Origin of the sequence: Agromyces luteolus (assembly GCF_009729855.1) — a bacterium.
GTDB classification, from domain to species: domain Bacteria; phylum Actinomycetota; class Actinomycetes; order Actinomycetales; family Microbacteriaceae; genus Agromyces; species Agromyces luteolus.
In genome coordinates this window covers 169,128-194,184 of the sequence record NZ_WODA01000017.1, presented here as the reverse complement: position 1 = coordinate 194,184, position 25,057 = coordinate 169,128, and the positions used below count along the sequence as shown (strand labels likewise).

Below are 25,057 nucleotides of genomic sequence, written 5' to 3'. Positions count from 1 at the left end.
CGTTTCGCTCGTCGCGTACGCTCGCGCCCGCGCGCGTCGCGCCCGTTCGCGACGCGGCGGCGAGGGCGTCTGCGAGGGCCGAGGCGAAGCCCGACGCGGATGCCGCGGGGTCGCGCTCACGCGGGCGGGAGCGGCTCGCTCGTCCCGCGGAGTAGCACGGGCAGCGTGCGCATCGCGTAGGGGGACGCGTCGAAGTCCTCCTCGCGGTTGCCCATGAGGAGCCAGCTCTCGAAGGAGCGCTCGTACGTGTCGACGACGACCCGCACCGCGAGGGTGGGCGACCACGTGAACCGCCGGTCGAGCTTCGCCATGAGGTCCTCGAACACGGGCACCAGTCGTTCGACGAACGACCGTTCGGCCGCCGCCGCTGCATCGCCGCCCCCGCCCTGCGAGGTCAGCGCGCGCAGCCGCCGCTGCGCGCGGATGATCAGGCCGCCGCGATCGAGCGGCCACGAGTCGGCGAGCATCCGTGCCGCGACCTCGACCGGGTCGGCGGAGTCGGCGTCGCGCTCGGACTCGACGATCTCGATCGCGTCGAACGCGTCGACCGCCGAGCGGAGCCGGCTCACGCAGTCGTGCACCAGTTGCTCGTTGACCGCATCGAGCAGTGCGTCGTCGGTCTCGAAGAACCGGCGGAACGCCTTGGGGTCCACGCCGTTCTGCTCGCAGATGTCGGCGATCAGCCGATCGTCGAGCGCCCGCCCCGACCCGAGCGCGATGCGTGCCGCGCGCGTCAGCCGGTCCGTGGTCACCTGACGCTGCTCGCTCCCTCGGCTCACGCCCCGCCTCGCTCTCCGACTCGTCCGAATCCTCGACGAGCGTACTCCGCCGATGCGCCCGTCGCCGGTGGCGCGTAGGCTCACGCATCGTGCACGAACCCTCGGCTCACGACCCGGCGCCAGTCGCTGCGTCGGCCGCGTCGGCCACTTCCGCCACGTCGACCCCGCCCGGTCGGCTCGCCCCGCTCGGCCTCGGCCTCGCCGCCCTCGGCCGCCCCGCCTACATCACCGCGGGTCGCGACGCGTCACTCGGCGACGACCGCAGCGTCGACGCGATGCGGAGCCGAGCGCACGCGATGCTCGACGCGGCGTGGGAGCGCGGCATCCGCTTCATCGATGCCGCCCGGTCGTACGGGCGGGCCGAGGAGTTCCTCGGCGCCTGGCTCGCCGCGCACCCCGAGCGTCGCGCCGCCCTCGCCATCGAGTCGAAGTGGGGCTACGCCTACGTCGGCGACTGGCGCATGGACGCCGACGTGCACGAGGCCAAGGAGCACTCGCTCGCCATGCTCGAGGGCCAGTGGCCCGAGACGCTCGACGCGCTCGGCGGACCGCCCGACCGGTACCTCGTGCACTCGCTGACCCCCGAGAGCCCGGCCCTCGCCGACGCGGGGCTGCTCGACCGGCTGCGCGAGCTCGCGGCATCCGGCATCGCCATCGGCATCTCGACGAGCGGACCGCACCAGGCCGACGCGCTCGACGCCGCCCGCACCCTGCCCGACTCGCCGTTCGGCACGGTGCAGGCGACGTGGAACCTGCTCGAGCCCTCGGCCGGCCCCGCGCTCGCGCGTGCCCACGACGCGGGCTGGTTCGTCGTCGTGAAGGAGGCGGTCGCGAACGGGCGGTTGACCCCCGCGGGCGACGAGACGGATGCCGCCGCGCTCGCCGCCGCCGACGGCCAGGGCCTCGACGCGCTCGCGATCGGCGCCGCGCGCGCCCAGCCGTGGGCCGACGTCGTGCTCTCCGGGGCGATGACGCCCGAGCAGCTCGATGCGAATCTCGCCTCGCGCGCGCCGGCGACGGATGCCGCGACCCTCGCAGCGCTCGCGGCGCTCGCCGAGCGGCCCGAGGCGTACTGGGCCGCGCGGAGCGCGCGGACCTGGGGGTAGGTGCGGCGCGCCGGCGCGGCATCCGTCACCGCATGGGGCGGTTGCACAGGGGCGAGGTCTACCCTGAAATGTGACTTCCGACGACATCCCCACCGAGGCCGAGGCTCCCGAGGAGCCCGCGACGCCCACCTTCGCCGATCTCGGACTCGAGGGGGCCGTGCTCAAGGCGCTCGACGACGTCGGCTACGAGACGCCCTCCGCGATCCAGGCCGCGACGATCCCGACGCTCCTCGAGGGGCGCGACGTCGTCGGCCTCGCGCAGACCGGAACCGGCAAGACCGCCGCGTTCGCGCTGCCGATCCTCGCCCGCCTCGACACCTCCGACCGCAGCCCGCAGGCGCTCGTGCTCGCCCCGACGCGCGAGCTCGCGCTCCAGGTCTGCGAGGCGTTCGAGAAGTACGCGGCGCACCTGCCCGACCTGCACATCCTGCCCGTCTACGGCGGCCAGGGCTACGGCGTGCAGCTCTCGGCGCTCCGCCGTGGCGTGCACATCGTCGTCGGCACGCCCGGCCGCGTGATCGACCACCTCGACAAGGGCACGCTCGACCTGTCGGGCCTCAGGTACCTCGTGCTCGACGAGGCCGACGAGATGCTGAAGATGGGCTTCGCGGAGGACGTCGAGACGATCCTCGCCGACACCCCCGATGAGAAGCAGGTCGCGCTGTTCTCCGCGACGATGCCCGCCGCCATCCGCCGCATGTCGGAGCAGTACCTCAACGACCCCGAGCAGATCACGGTCAAGGCGAAGACGCAGACCTCGGCGAACATCACGCAGCGCGTGCTCGTCGTCGCGCACGCCCGCAAGGTCGACGCGCTCACGCGCATCCTCGAGGTCGAGGACTTCGGCGGCGTGATCATCTTCGTCCGCACCAAGAACGCCACCGAGGAGCTCGCCGAGAAGCTGCGAGCCCGCGGCTACGAGGCCGCGGCGATCAACGGCGACATCGCGCAGGCGCAGCGCGAGCGGACCGTCGAGCAGCTCAAGAGCGGCAAGCTCGACATCCTGGTGGCGACGGATGTCGCGGCCCGCGGCCTCGACGTCGAGCGCATCACGCACGTGGTCAACTACGACATCCCCACCGACCCCGAGCCGTACGTGCACCGCATCGGCCGCACCGGTCGCGCGGGCCGCACGGGCGACGCGATCAGCTTCGTGACGCCGCGCGAGCGCGGCCTGCTCGGCCGCATCGAGCGCACCACCAAGCAGCAGATGACCCCCATGCAGCTGCCGAGCGTCGACGAGATCAACGAGTCGCGGCTCTCGCGCTTCGACGACCGCATCTCGGCCGCGCTCGAGCAGTCCGCCCGCATCGAGGGCTTCCGCGACATCATCGCCCACTACGTGCGTCACCACGACGTGCCCGAGACGGATGTCGCCGCCGCCCTCGCCGTGGTCGCGCAGGGCGATTCGCCGCTGCTCATGGAGGCCGAGCCCGAGCCCGCGCCGCGCGAGCGCGGACGCGACCGGTTCGACCGCGACGACCGCGGGCGCGACGGCGACCGGGAGCGGGGCGACCGCGGCCCGCGCCAGCCGCGCGAGGGCATGGCGACCTACCGCCTCGACGTCGGCAAGCGGCACCGGGTGATGCCCGGCCAGATCGTCGGCGCGCTCGCCAACGAGGGCGGACTCGCGCGCGACGACTTCGGCGCCATCCGCATCCAGGCGGACTTCTCGCTCGTCGAGCTGCCCGCGAACCTGCCGAAGGACGTGTTCGAGCGCCTGGCGGACACGCGCATCTCGGGCCGGCTCATCGACCTCCGCCTCGACACCGGCGGGCGGCCTCGCCGCCAGTACGACGACCGCCGCGGCGGCGGTGGCCGCTACGACCGCGACCGCGGGTACGACCGCGACCGCGGGTACGACCGCGACCGCGGGCAGGGCGGCGGCCGCGGGTACGACCGCGACCGTCGCGACGGCGACCGGGACCGCGGGTACGACCGTGACCGAGGGCAGGGCGGCGCCGCTCGCGGCTACGACCGCGATCGCGGCTACGACTCCCGCGGCTACGACCGCGATCGCGGCTACGACTCCCGCGGCTACGACTCCCGGGGGCACGGGTCGGACTCGGGCGACCGCAAGCCGCGGAAGCCGAGGCACGGCAAGTCCTGAACGCGACCCGTCCATTCGTGCATGAGAATCCGGCGGATGCCCCGGCACAGCGGCGTCCGGGCCGGATCCTCATGCACGAGAACCGGAAGTGCGGGCGCGCTCAGACGCGGCGGGCGAGCTCCTCGCTGCGCCAGCGGTCGTAGCGATCCCACGGATCCTCGTCGCCCTCGGCGAGCGCGGCGACGTGCCTGACGAGCGGTTCGTGGAAGCGGAACCACTCGCCCCCCGGCCAGCGTGACTCGGCGAACTCGGCGTGGCGGCGCTGCTCGAGGGCTCGGCCGCCGCGCTCGAACGCGAGCACCTCGTCGTGAGGGATCGTCGGGAGCCGCTGCCTCGGGTTCGACGACGTGCCGATCTTGACGCGCTCGCGCCAGCGGACGTAGTACACGACGTCGACGCGCGGCGGCGGGAGCTCGGCATCCGGAACCTCGCCCAGCCGCCATTCGCAGACCGCGCACACCCACCCCGACGGGTAGCGCACGCCGACCCGCGAGCCGCACACGAGGCACGCGCCGGGCAGCACGTCGGTGACGCCGCTCGAGCGCGCGATCCAGTCGTGGGCCGCGAGCAGGTGGGTCGTGCAGAGCGCGAGCGGCGCGGCGGGCTCGGCGGGCGCGCCGCACGGCCCGCGCTCGTCGACGGCCGTGCAGGCCGCGGCATCCGTCGCCATGCGCCGCACGCTACGCCGGCCCACCGACGCGCGGGCGCGCAGGCGCAGTCGGGAGCGCGCGTTCAGCGGCGCGGCGTCGTGCTCGCGCGCACCACGAGCTCGGGCTGGAAGACCGTCTGGCGCGGGATCAGCTCGGGGTCGGCGGTCTCCTCGAGGAGGATGCGGAGCGCGGTGCGCCCGATCATCCGGCTGGGCTGCCGCATGGACGACAGCGGCACGGCCGCCGCCGCGGCGAACGAGATGTCGTCGAAGCCGATGAGGGCGATCTCGTCGGGGACGAGCGTCCGACCCTCGACGGTGAGCGCCTGGAGCAGGCCGAGGGCGAGCAGGTCGTTGGCCGCGAAGATCGCGTCGGGCCGTTCCGAACGGGGGCGCGCCATGACCCGGGCGCCGGCGGCGGCCCCGTCGGCGACCGTGAGCGCATCGGTCGCCACGACCTCGAGGTCGACGTGCTCGCCGGCGTTCTCGGCGGCGGCGCGGGCCCCCGCGAGGCGGTCCGTGACCTGGCGGATCTCGAACGGCCCGCCCACGAAGGCGATGCGGCGGCGTCCGGTCGCGATCAGGTGCTCCACCGCCATCCGCCCGCCCGTGACGCTGTCGACCGAGACGGAGCTGAACCGGCCGTCGCCGCTGAAGCGGTCGACGAGCACGGCCGCGATCCCGCGCGCGCGGAGTCGCTCGAGGCGCGGATTGATGTCGCCGTACGGGGAGATGAGCACGCCCCGGACCTGCTGCTCCTCGAAGAGGTCGAGGTACATGCGCTCGCGCTTCGGGTCCTCGTCGGTGTTGCCGTACAGGATCGCGATGCCCGACTTGGACCCCTCGTCCTCCGCGCCGCGCACGACGTCGCCGAAGAACGGGTTCTGCCCGTCGAGCACGACGAAGCCGACGGTGGTGCTCACGCCGGCGCGGAGCTTCCGCGCCGCGTCGTTGCGCACGTAGCCGAGCGTCTCGATGGCCTCCTGCACGCGGCGCACCGACTCGGCGGACACCTCGCCGGGCCGGTTCAGGACGTTGGAGACCGTGCCCACCGAGACGCCCGCATGCTGGGCGACGTCGCGAATGCTGACCGCGGCCATCCTGCTCCTTCGCAATCGAACTTCGAGGTCATCCGTCCGGGTCGGACTTGACCCTCGCCGATGTCCTCCATAGAGTATGCCTGAATCGAGCCTGAATCGATTCATAAAGTTTTCACCTCAAGGAGGAGGACGTGACCGTGGCCCAGCCCCCCACGACGCCCGCGCCCCCAGCGCTCGAACTGTCGAAGGTCGTGAAGTCGTTCGGCGCCGTCGTCGCCCTCCGATCCGGCACCATCACCCTGGAACAGGGTTCGATCCATGCCCTGATCGGCGAGAACGGCGCGGGCAAGTCGACGCTCGTGAAGATCATCGCCGGCCTCTACCGGCGCGACGCGGGCACCATCAAGCTCCGCGGCGACGACGTCGACTTCCACTCGACCGCGCAGTCCAAGGCCGCCGGCATCGCCGTGATCTACCAGGAGCCGACGCTCTTCCCGGACCTCTCGGTGACCGAGAACATCTTCATGGGCCGCCAGCCCACGAACCGCTTCGGACGCATCGACCGCAAGGCCATGCGAGCCGAGGCCGAGGAGATCTTCGGCCGGCTCGGCGTCTCGATCGACCCGGACCGGATCACGGACGGCCTGTCGATCGCCGACCAGCAGATCATCGAGATCGCGAAGGCCATCTCGCTCGACGCTCGCGTGCTGATCATGGACGAGCCGACCGCCGCCCTCTCCGGCGTCGAGGTCGAGCGACTGTTCGCCGTCGCCCGCAGCCTCCGCGACGAGGGCCGCGCGCTCATGTTCATCTCGCACCGCTTCGACGAGGTCTTCGCGCTCTGCGACACGGTCACGGTCATGCGCGACGGCAGCTACATCGCCACCGAGCCGATCGCCGACACCAGCGTCGACGAGCTGGTCCGCCAGATGGTCGGGCGCGACGTCGCCGAGCTCTTCCCGAAGCTCCCCGCCGAGATCGGCGAGGACGTGCTCGTGGTCGAGGGGCTCACCCGCCCGGGCATCTTCCACGACATCAGCTTCACGGTGCGCGCGGGCGAGATCGTCGGCCTGGCCGGCCTCGTCGGCGCCGGCCGAAGCGAGGTCGCGCGGGCGGTGTTCGGCGTCGATCCCTACGAGTCCGGCACCGTCACCGTCGGGGGAGTGCAGTTGCCGAAGGGCAACCCGCGCGTCGCCATGGCGCGCGGCCTCGCCCTCGTCCCCGAGGACCGGCGCAAGCAGGGGCTCGTGCTCGACGAGTCCGTCGCCCGGAACGTCACGCTCGCCATCCGCGACACCCTCGCCAAGGGCGGACTGCTCACCAGCCGCGCGGAGAACGCCGCCGCCGCCGTGTGGGCGAGCCGGCTCGAGGTGAAGACCGCCGCGCTCGACGCGGAGACCGGGACGCTGTCCGGCGGCAACCAGCAGAAGGTCGTGCTCGGCAAGTGGCTCGCGACCGAGCCGAAGGTGCTCATCGTCGACGAGCCGACCCGCGGCATCGACGTCGGCACGAAGGCCGAGGTCCACCGGCTGCTCTCCGAGCTCGCCCAGCGCGGCATCGCGATCCTCATGATCAGCTCCGAGCTGCCCGAGGTGCTCGGCATGGCCGACCGCGTGCTCGTGATGCGAGAGGGGTGGCTGACCGGCGAGTTCCCGCGCGCCGAGGCGACCCCCGAATCCGTGATGTTCGCGGCCACGGCCGAGAAGGAGGACGCGAAGTGACCGCGACCGCAGCCCCACCCGCCCCGTCGACCCCGTCGGCGGCGACGCGGATCGTCTCGCACCTGCTCAAGGCGCGCGAGACCGGCATCCTCATCGCCCTGCTCGCCGTCATCGTCGTCGCGACCCTCGTCAATCCGAACTTCCTGTTCTCGACCGACGGCTTCCGCGACCTCCTCCTGACCCCGTCGCTGCTGATGCTCGTCGCCGTCGGCCAGGCGGTCGTGATCATCACGCGCAACGTCGACCTCTCGGTCGGCTCCGTGCTCGGCCTGACCGCCTACCTCACGGGCCGCCTCTTCATCGACGTGCCCGGCATCCCGATCCTCGCGGTCTTCCTCGCGGGCATCGCGCTCGGCGGGGTGCTCGGCCTCATCAACGGCGCGCTCGTCGCCTTCGCCAAGGTGCCGGCGCTCGTGATCACGCTCGGAACGCTGTACATCTACCGCGGGATCAACGTGGCCTGGACCGGCAGCGATCGCATCAACGCCTCCGACCTGCCGGCCGCGTTCCGCGGACTCGGCACCGGGCAGATCCTGTTCATCCCGATCCTCACGATCATCGCTGTCGTCGTGCTCGTCGTCGCCGCCTGGGTGCTGCGCAACCTCCGCAGCGGGCGCGAGTTCTACGCCATCGGCTCCGACCCGGATGCGGCGCACCTCTACGGCCTCCGCGTCACCCGGCGCATCCTGACCGCGTTCGTGCTCAGCGGCGCGCTCGCGGGCCTCGCCGGCGTACTGTACGCCGCGCGGTACGGCACCGTGAGCTCGGGCGCCGGAACCGGCCTCGAGCTGCAGGCCATCGGCGCCGCGGTCATCGGCGGCGTCGCGATCTCCGGCGGCGTCGGAACGCTCTGGGGCGCGGCGATCGGCGCGTACCTGCTGCTCACCATCAACCGGGCGCTGCCGATCCTCGGCATCCAGGACTTCTGGCAGCGCGCCGTCGTCGGCGCCCTCATCATCGGCGCGATCGTGCTCGACCGCGTGCTCGCCGTCCGACAACACCGCAAGCTCATCGAAGCCAGGGAGGCAGCGCGATGACCGCCACGGCACCGGCTCCCGCTCCGGACACCCGGACCACCCGCACGTACCAGGCGTATGCGACCCCGCTGTGGCGACGCGTGCTCGCCAACCGCGAGGCCGCGATCATCGGGCTGCTGCTCGTCGTCATCGCCGTCTCGATCGCGGTCGTGCCGAACTTCGACAGCCCGCTCACGGTGACCTACCTGCTGCGGGACATCGCGCCGATCCTGCTCATCGCCCTCCCGATGACGCTGATCATCATCACCGAGGAGATCGACCTCTCGGTGGCCTCGATCGTCGGCCTCTCGAGCGTGATGACCGGCATCCTGACCCAGGCCGGCCTGCCGTTCCCGGTCGCGGCGATCGCCGCGATCCTCGTCGGCACCCTCGCCGGCGTGATCAACGGGTTCCTCGTCACGGTCGTCGGACTGCCCTCGCTCGCCGTCACGATCGGCACGCTCGCGCTCTTCCGCGGCATCGCCGTGGGCCTGCTCGGCACGACCGCGATCACGGACTTCCCGGAGTTCTGGTCCGACCTGGCCCGCGACAACATCCCGGGCACGCCGATCCCGGGGATCATGATCCCGTTCATCGTGCTCGCGATCGCGTTCGCGATCCTGCTCCACTTCACGCCGTTCGGTCGGTCGCTCTACGCAATCGGCCTGAACAAGGAGGCCGCGGCGTTCTCGGGCGTCGCGGTCGGGCGCACGAAGTTCGCTCTGTTCGTGATGAGCGGCGCCATCTCCGGCTTCGCCGGCGTGTACTTCACGCTGCTCTACAACAACGCCCGCGGCGACAACGCGACGGGCATGGAGCTGCAGGTCATCGCCGCGGTCCTCCTCGGCGGGGTCTCGATCTTCGGCGGCCGCGGCGCCCTGCACGGCGTCATCGCCGGCGTGCTGCTCATCGGCACGCTCGGCAGCGCGCTCCGGCTCGCCGGTGTCACGAGCGACATCATCAACGTCATCACGGGCGTGCTGCTCGTGCTGTCGGTGGTGTCCGCAAGCCTCCTCGCCTGGCTCCGCCGTCGGCGGATCTCGGCGATCGGGAAGAAGAAGGAGCGAGAGCTGGCGGCGTCGTCGTCCTGATCGCTCCACCTGGAATCACACAGAGTCGGTTACCGGCACCAAGGAAGGAAACAACGATGTTCACCATGCAGCGTTCGCGCCGTTTCGGCGTGGCGATCACGGCGGCGGCGGCCGCGACGGTCCTGGCCCTGTCGGGCTGTGCGTCCGGCGGGGGCGATGGCGGGGGTGACGGCGGCGATGGCGGTGATGCGAACCTGTCGGTCACGTTCCTGCCGAAGAACCTGGGCAACCCGTACTTCGACACCTCGTCGGCCGGTGGTGAGGAGGCGGTCGAGGAGTTCGGCGGCACCTTCGCCGAGGTCGGCCCGTCGGAGGCGTCACCGACGTCGCAGGTCAGCTTCATCCAGACCGCGGCGCAGCAGGGCGTGGGCGCCCTGGTGGTCTCGGCGAACGACCCGGAGGCGATCTGCGACGCCCTGGACGAGGCATCCAGCGCCGGGGTCAAGGTCGTCACGTTCGACTCGGACACCAACCCGGAGTGCCGTGACCTGTTCATCAACCAGGCCACCGCGGAGGGCATCGCGAAGGTCCAGGTCGACCTGATCGCGGAGCAGATCGGCGACGAGGGCCAGATCGCGGTCCTGTCGGCGTCGGCGAACGCGACGAACCAGAACGCGTGGATCGAGATGATGGAGGAGGAGCTGGCCGCCAACCACCCCGACATCGAGCTCGTCGAGGTCGTGTACGGCGACGACGACGACCAGACCTCGTTCGACAAGACCGCGGCGCTGCTGCAGACCTACCCGGAGCTGAAGGGCATCATCTCGCCCACCACGGTCGGCATCGCCGCCGCGGCCCGCTACCTGTCGACCTCGGAGTACCAGGGCCAGGTCGCCCTGACCGGCCTCGGCACCCCGAACCAGATGCGCGAGTACGTCGAGGACGGCACGGTCACCGCGTTCGCGCTGTGGAACCCGGCCGACCTGGGCTACCTCGCCGCGTGGGCGGCGCAGGCGCTGATCACCGGTGAGATCACCGGTGAGGAAGGCGACACGTTCGAGGCCGGCAAGCTCGGCTCCTACGAGGTCGGCGCCGACGGCACCGTCCTGCTCGGCGACCCCTACGTCTTCGACGCCGACAACATCGGCGACTTCGACTTCTAAGGAGTCACCGCACGCACGCGGACGGGCCCGGGGCGAACGCCCCGGGCCCGTCCGGCATGTTCCGTTCCAGCCCGTCAGGCGTCGCCGTGCGAGCGCCGCTCCATCTGGTAGATCGCGGCCTGCGTGCGCCGCTCGAAGCCGAGCTTGGAGAGCAGGCCCGACACGTAGTTCTTCACGGTCTTCTCCGCGAGGCCGAGCTCCTCGCCGATCTGCCGGTTCGTGAGGCCGTCGGCGATGAGCGCGAGCACCTGCCGCTCCCGCAGGTTCAGCGCGCTGAACCGCGGGTCGTCGTGCTCGTCGGCCTTCGCCTGGTGCGAGACGCGCGCCGCGATCGAGCGGTCGATGAGCGAGCGGCCGGATGCCACCTTCCGCACGTCCTCGACGATGGTCGTGCCGCGCACGTTCTTCAGCACGTACCCGGCGGCGCCGGCGAGCACGGCGGACATCGCGGCCTGGTCGTCGTCGTACGCCGTCAGGATCAGGCACGCGAGCTCGGGATGCCGCGATCGCAGCTCCCGGCAGAGGTCGATGCCGTCGCCGTCGGGCAGCCGCATGTCGAGGATCGCGACATCCGGGCTGGTCGCCTCGATCCGCGCGAGCGCCTGGGCGACGGTGCCGGCCTCGCCGACGACCTCGAGGTCGTGCTCGCGGTCGAGGAGCTGGGCGACGCCGCGCCGCACGATCTCGTGGTCGTCGACGAGGAACACGCGGGTCATGTCGTCGGGTCTCCTTCCGGGACGGTGATGGGGGCCGTCCACCGGGCTCGGGTCCCCGCGGGGCTGCTCTGGAGGTCGAACGCGCCGCCGAGCCGCTCGGCGCGGATGCGGAGGTTCTCGAGTCCGCTCCGCCTGGCGGTGTCGCCGATGCCGCGGCCGTCGTCGGACACCTCGGCGGTGACACGCGCGTCGGCCGCGACGATCGTGAGGGCGACGGAGGTCGCCTCCGAGTGCTTCACGGCGTTCGAGAGCAGTTCGCGGACCGACGCCGCGAGCTCGTCGGCGAGCGAACCCTCGGAGAGCAGGTCGACCGGACCGGCGAACGAGACCGCGACGGGCTGGGGGAGGTGGCGGGACGCGGAGCCGGCGAGGTCGAGCACGCGGTGTCGCAGCGTCGGCGCTCCGCCGTCCTGCGGCGTCAGGGCGTACACGATCGTCCGCACCTGCGCGATCGCCTCGTCGATCGCCTCGACGGCCGACCCGAGCCGTTCGGCGACCGCGCCGGGGGAGTCCGCGGCCGCGGCCTCGAGGTCGAGCCCGGCGCCGTACAGCTGCTGCACCACGTGGTCGTGCAGGTCGCGCGCGATGCGCGCCCGGTCCTGGAGCAGGAGGCCGCGCTGCTGCGCCTCGCGGGCCGCGGCGAGTTCGCGGGCGAGCGAGACCCGGTCGGCCAGGTCTTCGGCGATGCGCATCTCGGCCGCGGTGAAGTGCGGCGCGCCCGGCTGGCGGGCGGCGGCGATCACCGCGCGCGGAGCACCGCCCGACCGCAGTGCCGTGAACAGCACGGGCCCGCAGGATCCGTCGTGGTGCAGCGCGAGCGCGTCCGGCGGCTCGATGCGGCCGCCCGGGGTCGCGCGCGTCTCGCCCCCCTCGAGCACCACGGCGCCGAGCGTCCGTTCCGCGTCGATCACGCTGCCGGCGAGGCAGGCGTCGGCCTCCTCGCCGCGCACCTCGAGCACGCGCACCGAGGTGCGGTCGTCGCCCACGAGGATGGCGACGCGATCGGCGGCGCCGCGGTCGACGAGCTCGTCGGCGAGCAGGGCCGCCGACCCCTCGACCGAGGAGGTGAGCAGGGCCGAGACGACCTGGGCGGATGCCGCGGCCCACGCCTCGCGGGTCCGCGCCTCGGCGTATCGGCGCGCGTTGTCGATCGCCAGCCCGGCCGCCGTCGCGAGCGCGGAGATGAGCTCGACGTCCTCGTCGCTGAACGTGCCGTCGCGCCGGTTCGTCAGGTAGAGGTTGCCGAACACCTCGTCGCGGACCCGCACGGGCACGCCGAGGAAGGCACCCATCGGCGGGTGGCCGTCGGGGAAGCCGACCGAACGCGGGTCCCCGGCGATGGCGTCGAGGCGGATCGGGTCGGGATGGTCGATGAGCGCGCCGAGCAGTCCGCGGCCCTCGGGGAGGTGGCCGATCCGCTGGACGGCCTCGTCGGGCATCCCGACGTGGACGAACTCCTCCAGCCCGCCCTGCGGGGCGAGCACCCCGAGCGCGCCGTACTCCGCGTCGACGAGCTCGACGGCCGACGTCACGATGCTCCGCAGCACCTCGTCGAGCTCGATCTCGCCGATCACCGACCGCGTCGCGTTGAGCAGGGCGCGAAGCCGGCCCTGCGTGCGCATGACCTCGCCCGCACGCTCCACGAGTTCGGCGAGGGCGCGGTCCAGTTCGGATCGCGGACCCTCGGGGAACGACAGCGGCGCGGGGTGCGGCATGCCACCTCCATCAGGCGGATGCTGCGAATCTACCATCCGGCGTGTCGCGGCCGGGCGAGGGACCAAAGGCCCCGGTACGGGGGTCACCGGCGCGGATGCTGGTCCCATGACGATCGTGGTCGGCGCCGACGGGAGTGTCGCGAGCCGCGCCGCCGTCGAGTGGGCGGCGCGGCGTGCGCAGCGCACCGGCGACGCGCTCGTCCTCGTCACCGTCGTCGACGACGGGTGGGGCAGCCTCGGAGGGTCGGCCCTCGTCGAACTCCGCGCGACCGCGGAGGATCGTGCCGAGCGGGAGGTCGACGTCGCCCGGCGGGCCGCGCCCGAGGTCGAGGTCCGGGGCGTCGTCGCGGTCGGGAGCCCCATCCTGACCCTCGCGGAGGCATCGCGCGATGCCGACCTCGTGGTGGTCGGAACGCACAAGGTCGGGTACTTCCACGGCCGCGCGATGGGCTCGCGCAGCCTGCAGCTCGCCGCGGTCGCCGCATCGCCGAGCGCGGTCGTGCCGGTCACGTCGTGGCGGGGGCGCTCGGGCGTGGCGGTCGGCGTCTCCGAGGGACCGGACAGCGACGACGCCGTCCGCTTCGCCGCGGAGGAGGCCGGCCGGCTGGGGGAGCCGATCGTCCTCCTCCGCGCGGCGGACGGCGACGAGGTGCACGAGCGGGCGCTCGAGCGGGCGGCCGAGCTCGTCGGCGAGCACGCGCCCGACGCCCAGGTCGATGTCCGCAGCATGGGCGGGGACGCCGCCGAGGCGCTCATCGCGGTGTCGCGCCGCGCCGTGCTCACGGTCACCGGGCGCCGGGTCGCGAGCCGCGGGTTCCTGCCGCTCGGCCGCACGAACTCCGACCTCCTCATGAACCTCGCCGGGCCGGTCGTCGTCGTGCCGCAGGTCGCGGTCGAGGCGTACCTCGTCGGCTGGGCGGTCGCCTGACCGGTGCGCCGGCGAGCGGATGCCGCATCCGCTCGCTCACGTCAAGACCCCCCGTTCGGGAGGTGACCGGGCCGTTCCGCGGGTATGCTGCTGCACTGCGACGGAACGACGGACGAGGCGATGGACGGCATGCAAGACCCCGAGGCGGGCCAGGGTACGGGCCGGCGCGGCCGACACGCGGCCCCTCCGGCCGGGTCCACGGGCCCCCTGAGCCGGGCCGTCGCGGCCGTCGGCGCCGGGACCGCGGCGGCGCTCGCGGTCGTCTCCGGCACGCTCGCGCGGTTCCGCGCGGGACCGGTGCTGCCGTGGGTCTCCGCGCACCGCCTGCTCGTGCTCGTCGTCGGTGCGCTCGTCGTCTCGGGCGCGGCGTTCACCGCGACGGCGGCCGTCATCGCGCAGCCCCCCGTCGCCGAGCGCAGCGGCTCGGTCGATGACGGGGAGCGGCCCCGACCCGGGTCCGGGTTCGTCATGCCCAGCCCCGTGTCCGGATCGCCGACGCCGACGACCGCGCCGCCGACCTCCTCGGCGACGCCCGGTCCGACCGCGCCCGTCGACGACCCGGCGAACGACCCGGTCGACGACCCGGCGATCGACCCGGAGCCGACGACCGACCCGGAGCCGAAGGAGGAGTCGAACGGGAACGGCCGTCCGGATCCGCCCGGCGCGACCAACCGCCCCGACAAGACGAAGGACTGAGCCCGCCGGTCGCGCGCGCCGCGCCGTGCGCGTTCAGCTCCGTCACACTCCGCCGTCACCGGACGTTCGGATCGGTGTGGTGCGCTAGCGTCGTGTCCACCCGGACGTACCCCGCAACGATCGGAGCCCACGTGAGCACCCGACAGGCCGAGCACCCTCGGCCGTCGCACTTCCTCCTCCACGTCAGCGACACGCACCTGCTCGCCGGAGGCGGCCGGCTCTACGACCGCGTCGCGGCCGACCGGCACCTGCGGGAGCTCTTCGAGCAGTTCGAGGCGTCCGGCGGACGACCGGACGCGATCGTGTTCACCGGCGACCTCGCCGACCGGGGCGAGCCCGAGGCGTACGAGCTCATCCGGCGCATCGTCGACCCGGTCGCCGCCCGGCTCGGCACGCGCGTCATCTGGGTCATGGGCAACCACGACGAGCGCGACGCCTTCCGGCGCGGCCTGCTCGGCGACGGCATCGGCGGGCAGCGCCCGGTCGACCGCGTCGACGACGTGAACGGCCTCCGCGTGATCACGCTCGACTCGACCGTGCCCGGCCGGCACCACGGCGAGCTCTCGGGGGAGCAGCTCGACTGGCTGGCGGAGGAACTCGCGATCCCCGCGCCGCACGGCACGATCCTCGCGCTGCACCACCCGCCGGTTCCGAGCGTGCTCGACCTCGCGGTCTCGGTCGAGCTCCGCGACCAGTCCGCCCTGGCCGAGGTCGTCGCGGGCAGCGACATCCGCTCGATCATCGCGGGGCACCTGCACTACTCGTCGACCGCGACGTTCGCCGGCATCCCCGTCTCGGTCGCGTCGGCGAGCTGCTACACGCAGGACCTCACGGTTCCGACGGGCGGCACGCGCGGATGGGACGGGGCCCGCGCGTTCAACCTCGTGCACGTCTACCCGACGACCGTGCTCCACTCGGTCGTGCCGCTCGGCGACCACGCGGCGCTCGACGTCATCGACGCGGAGGAGTCGGCCCGCCGCCTCGCGGCCGACGGCATCGTGATCCGGGACGCCGTCGCGGCGCCGGCACCGGCCGCGGCATCCGGCACGGCGCCCACCGATGCCGAGCGCGTGCACGTCGTGGTTCCGCCGTCGACGCTCGCGCTCCGTCCGTCGCGGCTCCGTCCGTAGCCGGCGGTCCGATCAGGCGGCGGTCCGATCAGGCGGTGAGGCTCGGGCGCTCGTCCGTCCCGGCGGCGCGCGCCGCGGCATCCGCCTCGGGCTTCTCCCACGGCGCGGCGAACGGGAAGTAGCGCTCGAGGAAGTCGATGACGGCCTCGGTGCGCTCCTCGACCGAGATCTCGGGGAAGCTGCCGTCGTTCAGGCAGAACATGTCCATGTCGCGGCGCTTCAGCAGGCGCTTCATCGCGGGCAGGGCGCGCTGCAGCGTGGTCTCGATGTACTTGACCTTCGCGTCGGTCTGCACGACCGCGCGGCCCGTGAGCAGTGCGAAGTAGTGGTACAGCGAGTTGGTCACCGAGATGTCGGTCGCCGAGCGGAAGCGGCTCGCCGCGGTGCGGCGGAACTCGTCGGGGAAGGTCGCCTCGAGCTCGGCCATGACGCTCCGGCGGAGCGGTGCGGCGCAGTGCTCGAGGTGGCGCGTGGTCACCTTGCCGAACCGCTCGTGCAGCAGAGCGCGGTTCACGCGCGCCGCGTTCTCGAAGCCCGAGCGGCTCGGGTCGGACTCGCCGAGGCCGATGCGCGTGCCCGCCTCGACGAACTTCGTCACGCCGCCTGGCGAGAAGAACAGGTCGGGCGAGACCGGCCGGCCGAAGAACATGTCGTCGTTCGAGTACAGGAAGTGCTCGGCGATGCCCGGGATGCGGTGCAGCTGGCTCTCGACCGCGTGGGAGTTGTACGTCGGCAGCACGCCGGTGTCGGCGAACATGTCCTCGGCGCGTACGACCGTGACCTTCGGGTGCTTCGCGAGCCATGCCGGCGGGCGCGAATCGGTGCAGATGAAGATGCGGCGCACCCAGGGCGCGAAGAGGTAGACCGACCGCAGCGCGTACTTCAGCTCGTCGATCTGCCGGTAGCGCGCCTCGGAGTCGTCGCCCTCGCCCACGACGTAGGTCTGCATGCGGCGCGCGCGCTCGCGGAGGAACTCGACGTCGGAGCCGTCGACCCACGAGAAGACCATGTCGATCTCGAAGTCGACGTCGCTCGCGAGCGGCTGCCACATGTGCTCGAGCGTGCGCCAGTCGCGGCCGTGCAGGTGCACCGTCTCCTCGACCGCCTCGCCGCGCGGGAGGGTGCGGCGCATGAGCGCGTTCTCGATGGGCGCCTCGATGACGTCGTCGCCGAAGCGCCAGAACTCGAGTTGGACGGCGGACTCCGCGCCGTAGCGGAGACGCCCGACCGGCTCGATCCGCGGACGGTAGAGGCGCACGGCGAGCGGCTTGCGCTTCGTAGACAGCTCGCCGTCGGCGACGAGCACGTCGGGCGCGTCGGGCGCGGTCTCGGGCACGAGCGTCGCCGAGTAGAACGGCTCGTTCGCGAAGGCGCTCGCGAGCGAGCGGACCACGCGCTTGCGGTCGCGACGGTCGACGGCGATGACCGGCCTGCCGCCGTCGCGGCGCACCAGCAGGTAGTCGACGCGGGCCTCATCGAGGGCGGATGCCACGTCGAGCAGGTCCTCGACCATCGACTCGTGCGGGGTCGCGTGCCCGTTCCGCAGCGCGAACTGGCCGCGGCGCACCACGAGGTCGTCGCGGTCGAAGCGGGCGTGCTGGGCGTCGGGTTCGACGAGCACGAGCTCGGGCACCCCGCTGAGCTGCAGGCCGCGACCGTCGGGCACGCGCCGGTGGAAGGCGTCGCCCTCGATCGGGGTGCGGTCGTCGCGGGGCTGGTCGGGCTCGTTCGTCACGTCGTGGGGTGCTCCGGTTCGGTGGGCGGATGGCGCGAGCGCGCCGGATGGGTCAATCGTACGACCGCGCGAGCGGGCGCTCGCGGCGCTCGACGACGCGACCGTGTTGCGCCGCGTGTCGCGTCGTGACGCACGGTGACGGGACGCCGTTGAGGCGCCGCACCGGGCTTCCGTAGCCTCGACGCACCCGCCAGCCAGGAGGCGTCATGACCAGCACCGCGACCACCGTGCCCGCTGCCGCACCCGCCGCGTCGGGCGCGCCCGGCTCCGCGGGCGCGACCGGCGGCCCCGGCCCGCTCGCCGCGCTCGTCGACGCCGGCCTCGAGGTGCCGGTGCTCGGCGGCGGCCGGGTCCGGCACGTGAACCTCGACGTCGCGGCATCCGCCCCCGCGTTCGCCGCGGTCGCGGCGCATGTCACCGCCGTGCTGCCGTACTACGCGAGCGTGCACCGCGGCACCGGCTACGCGTCGCAGGCGTCGACGGCCCTGCTCGAGGACGCACGCGTGAGCGTCGCGCGGCACGTCGGCGCCCGGCTCGACGATGACGTGGTCTTCACGCGCAACACGACGGACGCGCTGAACCTGCTCGCCGGCGCCGTGCCCGGGGAGACCGTGGTGCTCGACATCGAGCACCACGCCAACCTGCTGCCGTGGGAGCGTCGCGGGCGGCGCGTCCTCGTCGCGCGCCCTGCGTTCGCCGCGACGCTCGACGCGCTCGGCGCCGAGCTCGCCCGCCGACCGGCCGCGCTGCTGTCGGTGACGGGCGCATCGAACCTCACGGGCGAGGTGCTGCCGCTCGACGTGCTCTCCGACCTCGCGCACGCGCACGGCGCGCGACTGGCGGTGGATGCCGCGCAGCTGCTGCCGCACCGACGCGTCGACCTCGAGGCATCCGGTATCGACTTCCTCGCCTTCTCGGGCCACAAGGCGTACGCGCCCTTCGGCGCCGGCGCGCTCGTGGGCCGCGCCGACTGGCTCGACGCGGCGCCCGCGCACCTCGCCGGCGGCGGAGCGGTCGAGGCGGTGACGGTCGACGCAGCCTCGTGGAAGACGGGGCCCGAACGGCACGAGGCCGGCACGCCGAACGTGGTCGGGGTGGCCGCCCTCGCTCGTGCCCTCGTCGAGCTCGAGCGGCTCGGCGACGACGCCCGCCGTGCCCACGAGGACGCGCTCGCCGCTCGCCTGCACGAGGGCCTCGCCGCGGTGCCCGGAATTCGCGTGCTGCGCGGCTTCGACGACCTCGACGACCGGCTCGGGATCGCGACCTTCGAGCTCGAGCGCGGATCGGTCGGCCTCGTCGCCGCCGCGCTCGCCGCCGAGCACGGGATCTCGGTGCGCGCAGGACGCTTCTGCGCGCACCCGTTCTTCGACCGGCTCGCGACCCGGGCGAACGGGCTCCGGGTGAGCCTCGGCGCGGGGTCGTCGGCCGACGACGTCGACCGGTTCCTGGCCGCCCTCGCCCGGCTCGTGGCCGACGGCCCGGCCTTCGCCTACGACCGGACGCCCGCCGGATGGTGTCCGCGGACCGACGACCGTCCGCGACCGACCTTCGCCTGACCGGATCGGATGCGGCAGCCCTCGCACGCTCTGCCCATGCACGAGAATCCGCCGCACAGCGCCCGGACAGGCGGCAAGGCCCGGATTCTCATTCGCGCTCGCGCTCGCGCGCCGTGCCGGCGCTCGCGCGCCGTGCCGGCGCTCGCGGGCCTTGCCGGTGCATGAGAATCCGCGGGACAGCGGCTGCGCAAATGTCGAGGAGCCGATTCTCATGCATACCCGTGGCGGCCGCGGCATCCGCCGACGCGCCTACACTGGTTCGGGTCGAAGGGGGGTCGGATGCGTCCGCTCAGCGAAGACGAACTCCGGTCGTCGTTCGTGAACGCGACCGATCGGGAACTCGCGGAGCTCGAGCTGCCGCTGGAGTACCTGCTGGTCGACTGGGAGCGCGTCGACGCGCTCGCCTGGCGCGATCGCAAGGCCGGCCGACGCGGCTACCTCGTGACGCTCATCGACGACGAGCCCGTCGGGATCGTGCTGCGCGCGGCCGACCCGCCCGCGTCGCGGTTCCGCGCGAGCATGTGCAACCTCTGCCACACGCAGCAGCCCGCGAACCAGGTGACGATGTTCTCGGCGCGCCGCGCGGGCGAGGCCGGCCGGAACGGGAGCACGGTCGGCACCTACGTCTGCAGCGACCTGTCGTGCCAGGAGAACGTCCGCCTGCACGCACCGCTCGCGCCCGCCGAGGTGCGCAGCGGCTCGCACGCGTGGGCGCGCATCGACGGCCTCGCGCGGCGCACGCGCGCGTTCGTCGAGGGCGTGCTCGCCGACTGAACGGCACCGAGGCATCCGAACTCTCCACGCCAGGCGTGCATGAGAATCCGAGGCTGACCGCTCGACGGGGCGCCGTCGGACGGAATCTCATGCACGAGGACCGGGGCGGGGGTGGGCGGTCAGGCGTCGAGCGCGACGGGCTCGAGCGTCGGGCGCTTCGCCGTGCGGCCGTCGCCCGACGAGCGGCCCGTGAGGCGCCGGCCGATCCACGGCAGCACGTACTCGCGGTAGTACGTCGCGGTGTTGCGGCTCTTCTTCCCGGCCGGGGCGGCGGCGACCTCGGCGACGCCCCACTCCTCGGGCACGGGCACGCCGAGCGCGGTGAGCACGTTCGAGGCGACCTTCGCGTGCCCGAGCGAGTTGAGGTGCAGCTTGTCGGCCGACCAATAGCGGATGTCGCGGAGCGTCCGATCGCCGAAGTTGTCGACGAACGTCACCCCGTCGAGCTGCGCCAGGTCCTGCAGCGCGGCCGTGAGGCGCGAGCCGCGCGCGTCGAACACGCGGCCGAGCGGGAGGTGGTCGGTGGGGTTCGCGCCGCTCAGCATCAGCACGTGGATCCCCGCGTCGCGGATGCGGTGGATGGCCAGCCGGAATCGATCGGCGACGACCTCCTCCGGCATGCGCGGGCGCAGCATGTCGTTGCCGCCGCCGTTGAAGCTGATGATCTCGGGCCCGAGCGCGATGGCCGCCGCGAGCTGCTCGTCGATGATCGGGCCGAGCTTGCGGCCCCGGATCGCGAGGTTGGCGTAGCGCACGGGCTCCGGTGCGGCGGCCTTCGCGAGTCCGAGCGCGACGAAGTCGGCCCAGCCCCGGGAGACGCCGTCGGGCAGTTCGTCACCGACGCCCTCGGTGAAGCTGTCGCCGATCGCCGCGTACGAGTGGAACATGTCCTCCACGCTATCGCGAGGCATCCGTCGACCGGCCCGCCGGGCGCGTCGGCGTCGCTGCCGCGCACCGCGGGACCGCGTCAGTGCGCGTGCTCGAGCTCGCAGTCGGCGCCCGGATAGAGCAGCGCCTCGTGCCCGTCGTCGAAGCGCACGAGGTAGGGCGGACCGCCGTCGGACCCGCGCACCTCGAGGACCTCGCCGTGCTTCTCGGCGCTGCCCACCTGCTTGCCGTGGATGACCAGCCGATCACCGACCGTCGCCTGCATCGCGAACCTCCTCGTCCTCCCGTCAGGGTACGCCGACGCCTGCGCGCCCGGTAGGGCCTCCGGCCCGCAGTGCCCGGTGTCGTCACTCCGTCGCGAGGAGCGCCGCCCAGAGGTCGGCGCGCGCGTGGAAGCCCGAGAGGTCGCGGCCGAGGAGCTTCTCCGCCAGCGCGATCCGGCTGCGCACGGTGTGCCGGTGCACGCCGAGCTCCTGCGCGGTCGCGTCGAACTGCCCGCCGTGCTCGAGCCACGTGCGCGTGGTCTCGAGGAGCGTCGTGCCCTGCTCGCGGTCGTACTCGATGAGCGGCTCGAGCGTCGCGCGGGCGACCGCGCGCGCGTCGGTGCGCGCGAGGAACGCGAGCACGCCCTGCCTGCTGATGTCGTCGAACCAGACGACCCCCGGCGAGGTCTCGCGGGCGCGCTCGACGGCGCGCAGCGCCTGCTCGTGCAGCCGCGCGAGTTCGGTGACGGATGCCGCGTCCGAGACGCCGACGGGGACGTCGAACTCTCCTGCGAGCTCGTCGGCGACGTCGCGGTCGGCGTCCTCGCAGACGACGACGACCGATTCGCCGTCGCGGCCGAAGAACAGCCGCCCGCCGCGGTCGTCGACGCGCAACTCGAGGAACTCCGCGAGGCGGTCGGCGTGGTCCGGCGGCAGGTCGGCCACCGCGACGCGCACGGGGTCGGCGGGCATCGGGCCCCACATCTCGGCGGAGACCTCGGCCGCGAGCTCGACGTCGCCCGCGAGCATGGAACGCAGCAGGCCCGAGCGCAGGTGCCCTCGCGCCCGGTCGAGGTCGCGGTTCTGCTCGAGCGCGAGCCCGGCGAGCGCGATGACCGCGGTCACGACCTCGCGACCCGCCTGATCGAGCTCGGGGGAGTCGCCGATGGCGAGCACGCCGCGCAGCGCGCCTCCGGCGCCGAGCGTCTGCAGGGTCATCCGCTGCGGCCTGCCGACCGACGCGCCGGCCTCGAGCGTGCGGCTCGCGCGCTGCCCGCGGCGGAGCATCGATCGGGCCTCGCCGACGACCTCGCCGAGCGCGGGCTGGCCGAGGCCGCCGACGGGGGCCTCGCGGTCGAGGGCGCCCGCGGCATCCACCAGCCCGACCCACGTGCCGAGGCGGTTGCTCAGTTCGCCGAGCGTCGCGCCGAGGCCGTCGGGGCGGAGCGCGGCGAGCGAGATCGCGCGCTGCGCCTGGAGCGCCCATGCCTGCCGGGCGTTCGCGTCGGCGGCGTTCAGCTCGGCGATCGTGCGCGCGACGCGGATGAACGGCGTGCGGTACGGGACCTCGAAGAGCGGCACGCCGTGCTTCGCGCACGCCTCGACCAGGAGCGCGGGCGTGCCGGCGCGCACCACCTCCGTGCCGAAGCCGAGTGCCGAGATCCCGGCGCCTGCGAGGCGGGCGACGTACGCGTCGAAGCCCGCCGGATCGTCGCTGCCGGCGTCGGCGCCGAACTGCGTTCCGGTCGTGAGCAGCACCTGCCCGGGCTCGATGAACGGGGCCGGGTCGTCGAGGTCGGAGTTGTGCACCCAGGGCACGGGCGCGTCGAGCGCGGTGCCGGGGAGCGAGGCCTCGTCGGTCAGCAGGGTGAGCGCGAGGTCGTCGCGGGCGAGCAGGGTGCGCACGGTGGGCTTCATCGGGTGCTCCTCGCATCGGTTCTGAATGTACGACGAGTCGAACATTCAGCGCCGAGTGTACAGCCCGGTGGTTCGGGAACGCCTCAGGTGACGGCGCCGCGACGCGCGAAGCGCGGGTCGCGCCACACCTCGCTCGACAGGACGTCGTGGAGCACGTCGACCGCGTCCCACACGTCCGCGTGCGACACGTACAGCGGCGTGAACCCGAATCGCATGAGGTCCGGTGCGCGGAAGTCGCCGATGACGCCGCGCTCGATGAGCGCCTGCATGACGGCGTAGCCGTCCGCGTGGCGGAGGGCCACCTGGCTTCCGCGGAACGAGGAGCGGCGCGGGGTCACGACCTCGACATCCCAGTGCGCGAGTCGCCGGTCGACGAGCGAGATGAACAGCTCGGTGAGGCGGAGGCTCTTCTCGCGCACCAGCGCCATGTCGACGTCGTCCCAGACGTCGAGGCTCGCCTCGAGCGCCGACAGCGAGAGCAGTTGCGGCGTGCCGACCCGGAACCGGCCGATCCCCGGGACCGGGTCGTACCCGACCTCGAACTCGAACGGCCTGGCGTGCCCGTGCCACCCGGTGAGCGCCGGCCGCGCCGCCTCGTGGTGGCGCGAGGCCGCCCACATGAACGACGGCGAACCCGGGCCGCCGTTGAGGTACTTGTAGGTGCACCCGACCGCGAAGTCCGCGCCGGCCGCGCCCAGGTCGACGGGCACGGCCCCGACGCTGTGGCAGAGGTCCCACACCATGATCGCGCCCGCGGCGTGCACGCGGGCCGTCACCTCGGCGAGGTCGTGCATCCGGCCGGTGCGGTAGTCGACGTGCGTCAGTACGACCACCGCGACGTCGTCGTCGAGCACGTCGTCGAGGGTCGGCCCGTCGTCGTGCACGAGCCTGCGGTCGAGCGGCTCGGCGCCGCCCACCGTCGCCTGGACGCTCTCGATCACGTACAGGTCGGTCGGGAAGCTGCCCCGCTCGGCCACGATGACGCGCCGGTCGGGGCGCAGCCGGGCCGCCGCGGTGACCACCTGGAACAGGCTGGCCGACGTCGAGTCGCCGAGCACCACTTCGCCGGGCCCCGCCCCGATGAGCGGAGCGATGCGGTCGCCGACGGCCTGCGGCTTCGCGAACCATCCGGCATCGTTCCAGCTCCGGATGAGTCCGACGCCCCACTCCTCGGCGATGACCCGATCCACGTGCGCCCGGGTCGCCCGGGGGAGCGCGCCGAGGGAGTTGCCGTCGAGGTAGACGACGCCGTCCGGCAGGTCGAAGCGATCACGGAAGGACGCCAGCGGATCGGCGGCGTCGAAGCCCTCGCAGGTCGCGCGGTCGAGCGTTCGCCGGTCGGATGCCAGGTCGGATGCCGCATCGCTCAGCTGGATCATGATGGAACCGCCTCTCGGGTCGTGGTCGGGCTGAGCGCCAGGAAGCGCCGGGCGTTCTCGTGCAGGATCGCAGCACGCTGGTCGTCGTCGAGCCGTTCGGAACGCTCGACGACGCTGCCGACCGGCCGCTCGCCGAGCGGATACGGGTAGTCGCTGCCGAGCATCACCTGCGAGGCACCGAGCGTGTCCACGAGCAGGTGGAGCGCGGCCGGGTCGAAGACGACGGAGTCGACGCTGAAGCGATCCAGGTACCCGGAGGGCGGCAGGTCGCTGACGCCGACGACATCGGGTCGTCGGTGCCACGCGTTCTCGAACCGGCCGAGCCAGAACGCGAACGAGCCGCCGCCGTGCGCGAAGGCGATCCGCAGCGAGGGCGGGACGCGGTCGAACACCCCGCCGAGGATCATCGCGATGATCGACAGGTGCGTCTCGGCCGGCATGCCGGTGAGCCAGCGCGCCATCCACCGTTCGAGCCTCGGCGAATCGGGCATGTCCCACGGGTGCACGAACACAGGCACGCCGATCGCGGCGCAGTGCTGGAGCACCGTGACGATGCCCTCGTCGTCGAGGTCGCGGTCGCCGACGTGGTTGCCGATCTCGATGCCGCGGTGCCCCGATGCGATCGCGCGATCGATCTCGGCGCACGCGGCATCCGTGTCCTGCAGGGGCACCTGGGCGAACGGGATCAACCGGTCGGGCGTCGGCGCGCAGACCTCGAGCGCGAGGTCGTTGAAGATGCGCGCGACGCGGGCCGCCCGGTCGCCGGGCTGGTCGTACGAGAAGAACACGGGCGTCGGCGAGACGACCTGGATGTCGACCCCGTCGCGATCCATGTCCTCCAGCCGGGCGCGGGCGTCCCAGCAGGTCGCCTCGATCCGACGGAACTCGGTGGAGCCGACGAGGATCATCGCCTCCCGTTCGGAGTCCACGCGCAGCGACGGCCAGTCGCCCGGCCCGACCCGGTCGTTCAGGTCGGGCCAGCTCCGCGGCACGAAGTGCGTGTGGACGTCGATCGAGCCCACCC

The 25,057-nt window shown here is 73.1% G+C and carries 22 protein-coding genes; 11 read left to right on the top strand and 11 right to left on the bottom strand.

Going from position 1 to position 25,057, the window contains the following annotated elements:
- Positions 1-116: 116 nt before the first annotated feature.
- Complete coding sequence (locus GLX25_RS09615) at positions 117-752, bottom strand: hypothetical protein (RefSeq protein ID WP_155842260.1); 636 nt, start codon at positions 750-752, stop codon at positions 117-119.
- Between the two features lie 116 nt (positions 753-868).
- Here GLX25_RS09615 and GLX25_RS09610 point away from each other — a divergent pair, with 116 nt between their 5' ends.
- Entirely contained in the window at positions 869-1,885 is a 1,017-nt protein-coding gene (locus tag GLX25_RS09610; protein ID WP_166548664.1) for an aldo/keto reductase, read from the top strand.
- 70 nt (positions 1,886-1,955) lie between these two features.
- Positions 1,956-3,995: a DEAD/DEAH box helicase gene (locus GLX25_RS09605; RefSeq protein ID WP_166548663.1), complete on the top strand. Its 2,040-nt coding sequence runs from the start codon at positions 1,956-1,958 to the stop codon at positions 3,993-3,995.
- A 100-nt stretch (positions 3,996-4,095) separates the two neighbouring features.
- Here the strand turns inward: GLX25_RS09605 and GLX25_RS09600 are convergent, their stop codons facing one another.
- Entirely contained in the window at positions 4,096-4,665 is a 570-nt protein-coding gene (locus GLX25_RS09600) for a GIY-YIG nuclease family protein (protein ID WP_155842259.1), read from the bottom strand.
- Between the two features lie 62 nt (positions 4,666-4,727).
- Positions 4,728-5,744 (bottom strand): LacI family DNA-binding transcriptional regulator, encoded by a 1,017-nt coding sequence (locus GLX25_RS09595; RefSeq protein ID WP_155842258.1) that lies wholly within the window; start codon positions 5,742-5,744, stop codon positions 4,728-4,730.
- A gap of 137 nt (positions 5,745-5,881) precedes the next feature.
- Here GLX25_RS09595 and GLX25_RS09590 point away from each other — a divergent pair, with 137 nt between their 5' ends.
- From GLX25_RS09590 to rhaS, 4 genes are read left to right on the top strand one after another with little or no spacing between them, the layout of a single operon-like run.
- Positions 5,882-7,405 carry a sugar ABC transporter ATP-binding protein gene (locus tag GLX25_RS09590; protein ID WP_166548662.1) on the top strand — a complete coding sequence of 508 codons (1,524 nt, stop codon included), beginning with the start codon at positions 5,882-5,884 and terminating at the stop codon, positions 7,403-7,405.
- Positions 7,402-8,442 carry an ABC transporter permease gene (locus GLX25_RS09585; protein WP_166548661.1) on the top strand — a complete coding sequence of 347 codons (1,041 nt, stop codon included), beginning with the start codon at positions 7,402-7,404 and terminating at the stop codon, positions 8,440-8,442. Before GLX25_RS09590 ends, GLX25_RS09585 begins: the two co-directional genes overlap by 4 nt.
- On the top strand, positions 8,439-9,512 hold the full coding sequence (locus tag GLX25_RS09580; protein ID WP_155842257.1) for an ABC transporter permease: 1,074 nt from the start codon (positions 8,439-8,441) through the stop codon (positions 9,510-9,512). Before GLX25_RS09585 ends, GLX25_RS09580 begins: the two co-directional genes overlap by 4 nt.
- A gap of 56 nt (positions 9,513-9,568) precedes the next feature.
- Positions 9,569-10,615, top strand: coding sequence for a rhamnose ABC transporter substrate-binding protein (gene rhaS, locus GLX25_RS09575; protein WP_155842256.1), 1,047 nt, complete (start codon positions 9,569-9,571; stop codon positions 10,613-10,615).
- A 74-nt stretch (positions 10,616-10,689) separates the two neighbouring features.
- On the opposite strand, the gene GLX25_RS09570 is transcribed toward rhaS, so the two are convergent.
- Both GLX25_RS09570 and GLX25_RS09565 read right to left on the bottom strand, forming a co-directional pair.
- Positions 10,690-11,331, bottom strand: coding sequence for a response regulator transcription factor (locus tag GLX25_RS09570; RefSeq protein WP_155842255.1), 642 nt, complete (start codon positions 11,329-11,331; stop codon positions 10,690-10,692).
- On the bottom strand, positions 11,328-13,046 hold the full coding sequence (locus GLX25_RS09565) for a GAF domain-containing sensor histidine kinase (RefSeq protein ID WP_155842254.1): 1,719 nt from the start codon (positions 13,044-13,046) through the stop codon (positions 11,328-11,330). Before GLX25_RS09565 ends, GLX25_RS09570 begins: the two co-directional genes overlap by 4 nt.
- Positions 13,047-13,152: 106 nt before the next feature.
- Between GLX25_RS09565 and GLX25_RS09560 the strand changes: the two genes are divergently transcribed.
- The 3 genes from GLX25_RS09560 to GLX25_RS09550 all read left to right on the top strand — a co-directional run bounded on the left by GLX25_RS09560 (position 13,153) and on the right by GLX25_RS09550 (position 15,800).
- Entirely contained in the window at positions 13,153-13,974 is an 822-nt protein-coding gene (locus tag GLX25_RS09560; protein ID WP_166548660.1) for a universal stress protein, read from the top strand.
- Positions 13,975-14,094: 120 nt separating this feature from the next.
- Positions 14,095-14,670, top strand: a complete 576-nt coding sequence (locus GLX25_RS09555; RefSeq protein ID WP_155842252.1) for a hypothetical protein — start codon at positions 14,095-14,097, stop codon at positions 14,668-14,670.
- Positions 14,671-14,801: 131 nt separating this feature from the next.
- Positions 14,802-15,800, top strand: coding sequence for a phosphodiesterase (locus GLX25_RS09550; protein WP_166548659.1), 999 nt, complete (start codon positions 14,802-14,804; stop codon positions 15,798-15,800).
- A gap of 28 nt (positions 15,801-15,828) precedes the next feature.
- On the opposite strand, the gene GLX25_RS09545 is transcribed toward GLX25_RS09550, so the two are convergent.
- Positions 15,829-17,433 (bottom strand): stealth family protein, encoded by a 1,605-nt coding sequence (locus GLX25_RS09545; RefSeq protein WP_271192626.1) that lies wholly within the window; start codon positions 17,431-17,433, stop codon positions 15,829-15,831.
- 308 nt (positions 17,434-17,741) lie between these two features.
- Here GLX25_RS09545 and GLX25_RS09540 point away from each other — a divergent pair, with 308 nt between their 5' ends.
- Both GLX25_RS09540 and GLX25_RS09535 read left to right on the top strand, forming a co-directional pair.
- A complete protein-coding gene (locus tag GLX25_RS09540; RefSeq protein WP_155842250.1) occupies positions 17,742-19,091 on the top strand; it encodes an aminotransferase class V-fold PLP-dependent enzyme in 1,350 nt (449 codons plus the stop codon).
- A gap of 279 nt (positions 19,092-19,370) precedes the next feature.
- Entirely contained in the window at positions 19,371-19,865 is a 495-nt protein-coding gene (locus GLX25_RS09535) for an FBP domain-containing protein (protein WP_155842249.1), read from the top strand.
- A gap of 119 nt (positions 19,866-19,984) precedes the next feature.
- On the opposite strand, the gene GLX25_RS09530 is transcribed toward GLX25_RS09535, so the two are convergent.
- The 5 genes from GLX25_RS09530 to GLX25_RS09510 all read right to left on the bottom strand — a co-directional run bounded on the left by GLX25_RS09530 (position 19,985) and on the right by GLX25_RS09510 (position 25,055).
- Complete coding sequence (locus GLX25_RS09530; protein ID WP_155842248.1) at positions 19,985-20,752, bottom strand: SGNH/GDSL hydrolase family protein; 768 nt, start codon at positions 20,750-20,752, stop codon at positions 19,985-19,987.
- 80 nt (positions 20,753-20,832) lie between these two features.
- On the bottom strand, positions 20,833-21,018 hold the full coding sequence (locus tag GLX25_RS09525; RefSeq protein WP_155050358.1) for a DUF1918 domain-containing protein: 186 nt from the start codon (positions 21,016-21,018) through the stop codon (positions 20,833-20,835).
- A gap of 82 nt (positions 21,019-21,100) precedes the next feature.
- Positions 21,101-22,654, bottom strand: coding sequence for a PucR family transcriptional regulator (locus GLX25_RS09520; protein WP_155842247.1), 1,554 nt, complete (start codon positions 22,652-22,654; stop codon positions 21,101-21,103).
- Positions 22,655-22,737: 83 nt separating this feature from the next.
- Complete coding sequence (gene kynU / locus GLX25_RS09515; protein ID WP_155842246.1) at positions 22,738-24,033, bottom strand: kynureninase; 1,296 nt, start codon at positions 24,031-24,033, stop codon at positions 22,738-22,740.
- Positions 24,030-25,055 (bottom strand): amidohydrolase family protein, encoded by a 1,026-nt coding sequence (locus tag GLX25_RS09510; RefSeq protein ID WP_166548658.1) that lies wholly within the window; start codon positions 25,053-25,055, stop codon positions 24,030-24,032. Before GLX25_RS09510 ends, kynU begins: the two co-directional genes overlap by 4 nt.
- Positions 25,056-25,057 lie beyond the last annotated feature (2 nt).

Bases quoted from the DNA above. Each gene is read 5' to 3' on its own strand.
- GLX25_RS09535 (WP_155842249.1), top strand. From the start codon at position 19,371: ATGCGTCCGCTCAGCGAAGACGAACTCCGGTCGTCGTTCGTGAACGCG.
- GLX25_RS09580 (WP_155842257.1), top strand. From the start codon at position 8,439: ATGACCGCCACGGCACCGGCTCCCGCTCCGGACACCCGGACCACCCGC.
- GLX25_RS09540 (WP_155842250.1), top strand. From the start codon at position 17,742: ATGACCAGCACCGCGACCACCGTGCCCGCTGCCGCACCCGCCGCGTCG.
- GLX25_RS09555 (WP_155842252.1), top strand. From the start codon at position 14,095: ATGGACGGCATGCAAGACCCCGAGGCGGGCCAGGGTACGGGCCGGCGC.
- GLX25_RS09525 (WP_155050358.1), bottom strand. From the start codon at position 21,018: ATGCAGGCGACGGTCGGTGATCGGCTGGTCATCCACGGCAAGCAGGTG.
- kynU (WP_155842246.1), bottom strand. From the start codon at position 24,033: ATGATCCAGCTGAGCGATGCGGCATCCGACCTGGCATCCGACCGGCGA.
- GLX25_RS09570 (WP_155842255.1), bottom strand. From the start codon at position 11,331: ATGACCCGCGTGTTCCTCGTCGACGACCACGAGATCGTGCGGCGCGGC.
- GLX25_RS09600 (WP_155842259.1), bottom strand. From the start codon at position 4,665: ATGGCGACGGATGCCGCGGCCTGCACGGCCGTCGACGAGCGCGGGCCG.
- rhaS (WP_155842256.1), top strand. From the start codon at position 9,569: ATGTTCACCATGCAGCGTTCGCGCCGTTTCGGCGTGGCGATCACGGCG.
- GLX25_RS09530 (WP_155842248.1), bottom strand. From the start codon at position 20,752: ATGTTCCACTCGTACGCGGCGATCGGCGACAGCTTCACCGAGGGCGTC.
- GLX25_RS09595 (WP_155842258.1), bottom strand. From the start codon at position 5,744: ATGGCCGCGGTCAGCATTCGCGACGTCGCCCAGCATGCGGGCGTCTCG.
- GLX25_RS09520 (WP_155842247.1), bottom strand. From the start codon at position 22,654: ATGAAGCCCACCGTGCGCACCCTGCTCGCCCGCGACGACCTCGCGCTC.
- GLX25_RS09565 (WP_155842254.1), bottom strand. From the start codon at position 13,046: ATGCCGCACCCCGCGCCGCTGTCGTTCCCCGAGGGTCCGCGATCCGAA.
- GLX25_RS09560 (WP_166548660.1), top strand. From the start codon at position 13,153: ATGACGATCGTGGTCGGCGCCGACGGGAGTGTCGCGAGCCGCGCCGCC.